The sequence below is a fragment of the Duganella alba genome (genome assembly GCF_009674495.1).
GTDB lineage: Bacteria > Pseudomonadota > Gammaproteobacteria > Burkholderiales > Burkholderiaceae_D > Rugamonas > Rugamonas alba.
The window spans coordinates 1-8,495 of sequence record NZ_WKJN01000067.1 but is presented as its reverse complement, the minus strand read 5'-3'; the positions used below and the strand labels follow the sequence as shown (position 1 = coordinate 8,495).

Below are 8,495 nucleotides of genomic sequence, written 5' to 3'. Positions count from 1 at the left end.
GCGCTGCCGGCGTCGGCGGCAGGCAGCGGCGTGGCGGCAGGGGCGGCCGGCTGGTTGAAGGCAGCCACCAGGGCCAGCATGTCGGCCACCGGATCGGCAGCCTGCGCGGCCTGGGCGTCGCTGTTGTCGCTGTCGGCGCTGCTGCTGTCGCTGTCGCTGGAAGAGGCGGTCCTGGCAGGAACCGGCGCCGGGGCGGCGGCAGGGTCATTGCTGCTGGCCTGCGGCGCCGGTGCGTCGTCGTCGTTTTGCGGCTGCTTGGCCGGTGCGGCCTGCTGCTTGGGCGCGGAGGCGCGCGAGGCGTTCGGACGCTCGGCGGCCTTGGACGGCTGGTTGCTGCTGGTGCTGTTGCCGGCCTGGCGCTGCTCCATCTCGCGCGACAGGGCTTGCTTGAAGGCGTTGTTGTCGCCGCCGGCGCTTAGGTTCAGGTTGACTTTGGGCGCGGCCACTGCATTGGCGGAGAGGTTGGGAAGCTGAATATTGTTGGTTTGCATGTTTCGCGCCGTATGAGTGAGTTAATGCGTCATCGTTTGTAGTACGCCTGCCTTGCTGCGTGCTCGTCCATTGCTTTCTGGTCGCGCTTGTTTTCCAGCTTGAGCGCCGCAGCGTCGGCGCGGTCGTTCAGGGTGGAATAGGACATGCGCTTGCGCTCGCTGTTCTGCCAGGCGGTTTTTTCCTGGGTGCTGCGGTTTTCCGCATGCTTGATCATTTCCAGCTGGCCCCGGATCGCCACTTCCAGCTTGTCGATAAACGCCACGAAGTTGCGGTAGGCCATGGGCGTGATGCCGGCCTGCTGCGCCGCTTCGAAACGCTTGATGTATTCCTCGCGGAAGCCGACCAGCATGTCGTGTTTCTGTTTGGCCTCGTCCACGGCTTTCAGGGCGATACCCAGCCGCTTGGCGGCGTCGTCCGTATCGCGCCGCGCCAGGTCCATCAGGGTTTCTAATTGCGCTTTGGAAGCCATGGTGACAATTATAAGTAGCGTGCAGCCCGGTCAATCAGTCGAATAGAGAGGTCAATTGCCCCAAACTCTCGCCCATGGTGACCCGTTCCGTGATTTGTTGCTGTAAGAAATTTTCTATCCGATCATGCGATTGGATAGCCTGGTCCAGCACCGGGTCGGTGCCGGCGGCATAGGCGCCGACGCTGATCAGATCGCGGCTGCGCTCGAAGCGCGAGAACAGCTGCTTGAGCTGGCGCGCCTTGGTCTGGTGTTCGTGCGAGGTGATCGAGTGCATGGCGCGGCTGATCGACTGTTCGATGTCGATGGCCGGATAGTGGCCGGCCTCGGCCAGGCGGCGGTTCAGCACGATGTGGCCGTCCAGGATCGCCCGCGCCGAGTCGGCGATCGGGTCCTGCTGGTCGTCGCCCTCGGTCAGTACGGTGTAGAAGGCGGTGATCGAGCCGCCGCCCAGTTCGCCGTTGCCGGCGCGTTCGACCAGCACCGGCAGCTTGGCGAACACCGACGGCGGATAGCCCTTGGTGGCCGGCGGCTCGCCGATCGCCAGCGCGATCTCGCGTTGCGCCATGGCGTAGCGGGTCAGCGAATCCATGATCAGCAGCACGTTCTGGCCCTTGTCGCGGAAGTGCTCGGCGATCGCGGTGCTGTAGGCCGCGCCTTGCAGGCGCATCAGCGGCGGCGTGTCGGCCGGGGCCGCCACCACCACCGAGCGCGCCAGGCCGTCTTCGCCGAGGATCTGTTCGATGAATTCCTTGACCTCGCGGCCCCGCTCGCCGATCAGGCCGACCACGATGACGTCGGCCTCGGTGTAGCGCGCCATCATGCCCAGCAGCACCGACTTGCCGACGCCGGAGCCGGCGAACAGGCCCATGCGCTGGCCGCGGCCCACGGTCAGCATGGCGTTGATGCAGCGCACGCCGACGTCCAGCGTCTCGACGATGGGCGCGCGGCCCAGCGGATTGGCGGGGCGGGTGTTGATCGGTGCGCTGTCGACGGCGTTGATGGGGCCGAGGCCGTCCAGCGGGCGGCCGGCGGCGTCCACCACGCGGCCCAGCAGTTCCGGGCCGACCGGCAGGTGGCGCGCGCGGTCGCTCGGACGGCGGCGCGGATGGGCCACGGTGCCCGGCTTTGGGATGGCCGGCTCGACCGGGAAGACGCGGGTGCCCGGCACCACGCCTTCGACGTCGGACTGCGGCATCAGGAACAGCTTGTCGCCCTCGAAGCCGACCACTTCGGCCTCGATCTTGCCGCCGCTGGGCAGCGGCACGGTGCAGGCGGCGCCGACCGCCAGGCGCAGGCCGACCGCTTCCATCACCAGGCCGGCGACGCGCGTGACGCGGCCCGATACCTGCATCGGCTCGACAAAGTTGAGCACTTCGGCACAATCGTTGAGATAGGTTTTCCAGCGGCCCGCGTGCGGGTTGGCGACGGCGTCCATGGTCAGCCCAGCCAGTCCACTTCTTTGCCGAGCGCGTGGCTCAGGCGCTGCCAGCGCGCGGCGGCGGTGGCGTCGATGGTGTTGCTGGCGGTGTCGACCTTGCAGCCGCCGCGGCCGACCGACGGGTCTTCGACCACGCGCCAGCCGCCCTTGTCCAGTTCCTCGCCGATTCCGGCGCGCACGGTGGCGGCGTCGTCCGGATGCAGCACCAGCAGGGCCGGCTGCTGCAACACCGGCAGGTATTCGATGGCGTCGCGCACGATCGGCAGGATCAGCTCCGGCTTGACCGCCAGCGCGTTCTTCAGCATGCCCTTGGCCAGTTGCAGCGCCAGGTCCAGCACGTCGTTGGCGATCAGCTGGTCGGCGTCGCGCAGCGCGTTGCTGAAATTGTCGGCCAACAGGCGCACCTGTTGCAGTTCCTCGCGCGTGGCTTCCTTGCCGGCCTCGATGGCGTCGGCGCGGCCGGCCTCGTGGCCCTCGTCATAGCCCTCCTTGCGCGAGGCTTCGCGGATGGCTTCCAGTTCCTCGACGGTCGGGTATTCGATGGGCGGCGGCATCGGCGGGCCCATTTCCATCTGTTCCTGCTGCGCCTGCAAGGCTTCGTGCACGCGCTGCTGCGCTTCCAGGCGGGCGTTCTCGGCGTCGATCTCGCGCTGTTCGGCTTCGCGCAGCGCGACCGTGCTGGGACGCTCGTCGCCAAACGAGGTCATCTCCCAGCGCTTGAACGCCGGCTGCGCTTCTTTGCTGTGAATAGCCATTAAACGAAGGAATCCTCACCTTTGCCACCAAGCACGATCTGACCTTCGTCGGCCAGACGGCGCACGATTTGCAGAATTTGCTTTTGCTGGGTTTCCACTTCCGACAGGCGCACCGGGCCCTTGGATTCGAGGTCTTCGCGCATCATTTCCGAAGCGCGCGCCGACATGTTCTTGAAGATCTTGTCGCGCAGTTCCTGCGACGCGCCCTTCAGCGCGATGATCAGCATTTCCGACTGCACTTCGCGCAGCAGCAGCTGGATGCCGCGGTCGTCGATGTCGATCAGGTTGTCGAACACGAACATCTCGTCCATGATCTTCTGCGCCATGTCGTTGTCGTAGTTCTTGATGTTGTCCATGACCGAGCTTTCCTGCTCGCCGGACATGAAGTTGAGAATCTCGGCCGCCGCGCGGACGCCGCCCAGCGTGGATTTCTTGATGTTTTCGTTACCCGACAGCAGCTTGGTCAGCACGTCGTTCAGTTCGCGCAGTGCGGCCGGCTGCACGCCGTCCAGCGTGGCGATACGCAGCACGACGTCGTTGCGCAGGCGATCGGTGAAGTTGCCGAGAATCTCGCAGGCCTGGTCGCGCTCCAGGTGGACCAGGATGGTGGCGATGATCTGCGGGTGCTCGTTGCGGATCAGCTCGGCCACGGATTGCGAATCCATCCACTTCAGCGACTCGATGCCGGACGCGTCCTTGCCGCCCAGGATGCGCGACAGCAGCACCGAGGCCTTGTCGTCGCCGAGCGCCTTGGTCAGCACCTGGCGGATGTACTCGTCGGAGTCCAGGCCCACGGTGGAGGCCGCCGCGACCATGTCGCGGAAGTTGTCCAGCGTGCCGACCACTTCCTCGTGCGGCACGTTCTTCATGGTGGCCATCGCCGCGCCGAGTTTCAGCACTTCGCGCGGGCCGAGGAATTTCATCACCTCGGCAGCCTCGGTTTCGCCCATCGCCAGCATCAGGATGGCGGCTTTTTGCAGTCCGGTATTCTCAGTCATTGGCGCCTATCCATTCCTTAATCACGTTGGCCACGATGCGTGGGTCTTCCACCGCCAGTTTCTTGGCCATGGCCAGGTTTTCGCGGTAACCACGCGCGGTGTTTTCTTCCATTTTGCGCAATTCCTCTTCGGCGATGAGGGCCTCGTCCGGACCGTCCTCGACTTCCTCTTCCGGTACTTCCGGTTCCGGCTCCGGCGCGTTGATCTCGTCGATTTTCTTGAACACCGGGCGCATCATCGGGCGCACGATGCGCATCACAATGTACAGCAGGATCAGGGCGGTGATCAGGAACTTGGCCAGATCCTTGGCCATCGGCAAGTTGGCCGGATCGCGCCACCAGTCCGGCGGCGCTTCGAACGGCTTGTCGACGCCGTCGAACGGCGAGTTGGCGACGCTGACGGCGTCGCCACGGTCCTGGTTGTAGCCCATGGCCTGCTTGACCAGATCATTGATCTTGGCCATCTCTTCAGGAGTATAGGCTTTTACCGTGACTTTGCCGTCCTTATCGACCAGGCGCTTGTAGTTGACCACCACCGCCACCGTCATGCGGCGCAGGCCGCCCATGCCGCGTTGCTCGTAGCGCACGGTCTTGTCGACTTCGTAATTGGTGGTCGATTCCTTGTGGCTGGGCGTGCCGGCACCGGCGCCGTTGGCGGGCAGGGCGCCTGGCGGCGTGCCGGGCGCCGGTGCGTTGGGGCCGTTGGCGGCCGCGGTCTGGTTCAGCGGCGCGGTGGCGGTGCCCGGCGGCTGGTTCGACAGCGCGCCCGGAATGCCGCCCGGATTGGCGTTGCCGCCGCCGCCCGAGGTTTCGCTGCTCTGCTGGCTGCGAATGGCCGAGGCCGCCGGCGGCGAGTTCGGCTTGTAGTTTTCGGACGCCTGCTCGATCTGGGCGAAGTCGACGTCGGCCACCGCCTCGGCGCGCACATTGCCTTCGCCGACGATAGGAATGACGATCGATTCGACCTGCTTGATGACCTGGGTCTGCAAATCCTTGACGTATTTCAGCTGCTGCTCGTCGAGCTTGGCGTTGACGCCGTTGCCCGGCTTGTTCTGGTCGGAAATCAGATTGCCGGCCTGGTCGACCACGGTGACGTTGGCCGGCAGCAGATCCGGCACGCTGGAGGCGACCAGGTGGACGATGGCGCCGGTTTGTTGCTGGTCCAGCATGCGGTTCGGATGCAGCGTGACGATCACCGAGGCGGTCGGTTTCTGCTGGTCGCGCACGAACACGGACGGTTTCGGCAGCGCCAGGTGGACGCGGGCGTTTTCCACCGGCGCCAGCGACATCACCGAGCGCGCCAGTTCGCCTTCCAGCGCGCGCTGGTAATTGACCTGTTCGAGGAACTGGGACACGCCGAGCTTCTGGTTTTCCATCAGCTCGAAGCCGACGTTGCCGCCTTTCGGCAAGCCTTGGGCGGCCAGCTTGAGGCGGATGTCGTGCACCTGGTCGGTCGGCACCAGGATGGCGGTGCCGTTGTCCGAGAACTTGTGCTTGACGTTCATCTTGTCCAGCTCGGCCGTGATGGCACCGCCGTCGCGGTCGGTATAGTTGGAGAACAGCACCGCGTAATCCGGCGGTTTGTTCCACAGCCACAGGCCGATCAGGATGGCGACGACCGCCGCCGCGCCGGCGGCGCGCAGGAAGTTGCGGCCCATCGGCGTCTGGATGAAGGGCAGTTTCTCGGCGCCGTCGTCTGGCGCGCCTGCTGTGGCGTTATCGATTTCTTCCGCTACGGCCATGATGGTTGGGTCCCGAATACGAGGGTTCTTGAAGGAATACCGCCATTATTGCTTGTAACCTGGAAATTCAATACCCCGAACAGCGTGCCATTTACGGTCCTGCTCGATGCTGGGGGCTGGTGTTGCCATTGGTATTCTGTCAGCACTGATAAAGGCGTTCCGTATTGTAACGCCAGGCTCGGACACCTCGTGAAGATTATTTCACGAAAGCAATAACAGGAGAAGCAATGATTACAGGTGGAATAGACAGCAGCCAGATCCAGTCGATGATCGCGCAGCTGAAGGCCCACGCCACGCGGCCGGGCCTGACGCCGCCGGTCATCCAGACCGAGCCGACGGCCATGCCCAAGGCGGATTTTTCGGATGCGCTGAAAAAGTCGCTGGACGCGGTCAACGCCAGCCAGGTGGACGCTGACGGCATGAGCAAGAAATTTGCGATGGGCGACGACAGCGTCAGCCTGTCGGACGTGATGATCGCCCAGCAAAAGGCCAGCATCAACTTCCAGGCCACGCTGCAGGTGCGTAACAAGCTGGTCTCGGCCTATCACGACATCATGAACATGCAGGTATAAAACTCCGGGGTCAGGTCCCCCATTTCTACACGAGCTGGGCTGTAGCGTGCGCTACAGCCCAGCTCGTGTAGAAATGGGGGACCTGACCCCGGAGGTTAGCTGAGGCCGGCGATGCGGGCGTTGCGTTCGCGTTCCAGCTTGGTGATGTAGCGCTGCACGGCGGCCAGCGCGCCGCGCGGGATGTTGATGAACTCACAACCCAGGCGGCGGTTGGTCTTGTTGTTCAGCAGCGTCAGGTCCAGCGAATTGCGCACCTGTAGCGCGGTCGCCACCGGGCCGATTTCCGGCAGCTCGATGCGGCAGTCCGGATAATCCTTGCCGATGGCGTTCCCCAAAATCATTTTGTTGTCGAGGATGGAGATGCCGCCGCAGCTGATGTCGGCCAGCGGGAAGGTGGTCGGGCCGCCCAGTTCCGCCGGCAGCGGGATCAGCACCCGCACCGGATTGGTCACCGGCGTGGCGATGCGGTAGTACTCGCGCCGCTGCAGGCGGATCAGCGAGGCCGGAATGGCGATCCGGAACGCCGGATTGCCTTCAAAAGTGGTCGCTTCCACCTGGTCGGCGCCAAACAGGATGCGCACCTTGTCCAGCGTGGTTTCAAACGACACCTGGCGCGACGCCAGCACGCGCTTGTTCTGCTCCTGGTCGATCGAACAGTCGAGGTAGACGGCGTTGGCCGCTTCGTCGACCTCCAGGATCGAGGTCACGCAGACATCGGACTCGCCCTTGATCAGCATGCGGATCAACTGGTTTTTCTCGCCGATGCCACGCAACAGGGCAAAAATCTCCCGCCGCGATTCGACTTCAAAGTCGTGCCAGTTTTCCAATTCCGCATCCTGAAAGTGTGGGTACATCTGTTACCAGTCGAGTCAAATTTCGGTCAAAGGGATACTGGTGTCCGGTGCGGGTGGCAGGGGATTGCCAGACTTTTGCGCTGCTTCAATATGATATAGCCACGCTAATAGTTCCGCAATCGTGCGATACAGCATTGGTGGAATTTGTTGATCAAGGTCAACATCCATGAGCAGCGAGACAAGCTCCTTGGACTCGTGGATGGCGACCCCGGCTTCCTGGGCGACGTGGATGATCTGCTCGGCCACCAGGCCGCGGCCCTTGGCCACCACCTTGGGCGCCGGCTGGCCGGTGTCGTAGGCCAGGGCCACCGCCTGCGGCAGCGGCCGGCGCGGGGTGTCGTCGCTCATGCGTCGTCCTCGCGCGTGATGCTCAGCGACGACAGCGGGGCGCCGGCGGCCTGCATCGCGCCTTCCAGCTGGCCGGCCCAGGCGCGCAAGGTGGCGGCGCTGCTGTCGCTGCCGGTCTGGACCTGGATATGCACCTGGTCGCCGATCAGCGTCACCGCCGCCGACACCGCGCCCAGCAGCGGCAGGCGGAAGCGCACGCCGCTGCGCCAGATCTGGTCCGGTTCGCCCTCGGCGTCGCCGCCACCCTTGCCGCCTTCGCGCTGGTCGCGCCGCACTTCCCACTGCATTTCCTGGCCCGGCCAGGCCTGGCCGTTCCACAGCACGCGGTTCTGTTCCTGCGTGTGCAGTTGCTGGTTGACCATCTGCGCCGCGCTCAGGTCGGGGCCGCTGGTGGCGGCGCGGGCGGCTGTTTCGTTGCCTTGCTGAAGCAGGCGCTGCATCTGCGGCTCGCGCATCAGGTCGGCCAGCGGACGGTCGCCCTTGACCCATTCGGCCACGTGAGATTCGTAGAACAGGCCGCTCTTGGAAATGGTGTCCTGCAGCTTTTGCGCCAGCTCGCCGGTGTCCGGCGCGGCGTTGCCGAACAGCGCGGTCTTGCCGATCAGCGCCAGTTGCGAGGTCTGGCCGGCCTGCGCCGTGCTGAGCAGCGTGGTCAGGGCGCGGGCGGCGCTGCTCAGCACCGGCTGCGGCGTGTTGGCGCCCAGTTCGGGCAGTTCGTGGGCCGGGATCAGCGGCGCCTTGCCCAGCAGGGTGGCGGCCAGGCTTTGCGGCTTGACGGCGTCGGCCGGGACGGCGGCGCCGGCATCGCCGGCCGTCAGCGGGGCGGCG

The 8,495-nt window shown here is 65.0% G+C and carries 9 protein-coding genes and 1 pseudogene; 1 reads left to right on the top strand and 9 read right to left on the bottom strand.

Features of this window, described 5'->3' with window-relative positions:
* The 6 genes and pseudogenes from GJ695_RS28960 to fliF form a co-directional block, all read right to left on the bottom strand.
* Positions 1-491, bottom strand: a pseudogene (locus GJ695_RS28960) (flagellar hook-length control protein FliK); the annotation flags it as partial.
* 29 nt (positions 492-520) lie between these two features.
* Positions 521-961, bottom strand: a complete 441-nt coding sequence (gene fliJ / locus GJ695_RS28955) for a flagellar export protein FliJ (protein WP_154370550.1) — start codon at positions 959-961, stop codon at positions 521-523.
* 34 nt (positions 962-995) lie between these two features.
* On the bottom strand, positions 996-2,396 hold the full coding sequence (fliI, locus tag GJ695_RS28950) for a flagellar protein export ATPase FliI (protein ID WP_154370549.1): 1,401 nt from the start codon (positions 2,394-2,396) through the stop codon (positions 996-998).
* Positions 2,397-2,398: 2 nt separating this feature from the next.
* Positions 2,399-3,154: a flagellar assembly protein FliH gene (locus tag GJ695_RS28945; protein WP_154370548.1), complete on the bottom strand. Its 756-nt coding sequence runs from the start codon at positions 3,152-3,154 to the stop codon at positions 2,399-2,401.
* Positions 3,154-4,152, bottom strand: a complete 999-nt coding sequence (gene fliG / locus GJ695_RS28940; protein WP_072781382.1) for a flagellar motor switch protein FliG — start codon at positions 4,150-4,152, stop codon at positions 3,154-3,156. The genes GJ695_RS28945 and fliG overlap by 1 nt, the downstream gene beginning before the upstream one ends.
* On the bottom strand, positions 4,145-5,893 hold the full coding sequence (gene fliF / locus GJ695_RS28935) for a flagellar basal-body MS-ring/collar protein FliF (protein ID WP_154370547.1): 1,749 nt from the start codon (positions 5,891-5,893) through the stop codon (positions 4,145-4,147). Before fliF ends, fliG begins: the two co-directional genes overlap by 8 nt.
* A 227-nt stretch (positions 5,894-6,120) precedes the next feature.
* Between fliF and fliE the strand changes: the two genes are divergently transcribed.
* A complete protein-coding gene (fliE, locus tag GJ695_RS28930; protein ID WP_154370546.1) occupies positions 6,121-6,465 on the top strand; it encodes a flagellar hook-basal body complex protein FliE in 345 nt (114 codons plus the stop codon).
* A 95-nt stretch (positions 6,466-6,560) separates the two neighbouring features.
* Here fliE and GJ695_RS28925 read toward each other — a convergent pair whose 3' ends face one another.
* The 3 genes from GJ695_RS28925 to fliK all read right to left on the bottom strand — a co-directional run.
* On the bottom strand, positions 6,561-7,319 hold the full coding sequence (locus GJ695_RS28925; RefSeq protein WP_154370545.1) for a flagellar brake protein: 759 nt from the start codon (positions 7,317-7,319) through the stop codon (positions 6,561-6,563).
* A gap of 15 nt (positions 7,320-7,334) precedes the next feature.
* A complete protein-coding gene (locus GJ695_RS28920; protein WP_154361511.1) occupies positions 7,335-7,667 on the bottom strand; it encodes an EscU/YscU/HrcU family type III secretion system export apparatus switch protein in 333 nt (110 codons plus the stop codon).
* On the bottom strand, positions 7,664-8,495 hold an 832-nt coding region (fliK, locus tag GJ695_RS28915; protein ID WP_166455422.1), incomplete at its 5' end, for a flagellar hook-length control protein FliK. The genes GJ695_RS28920 and fliK, both read right to left, overlap by 4 nt.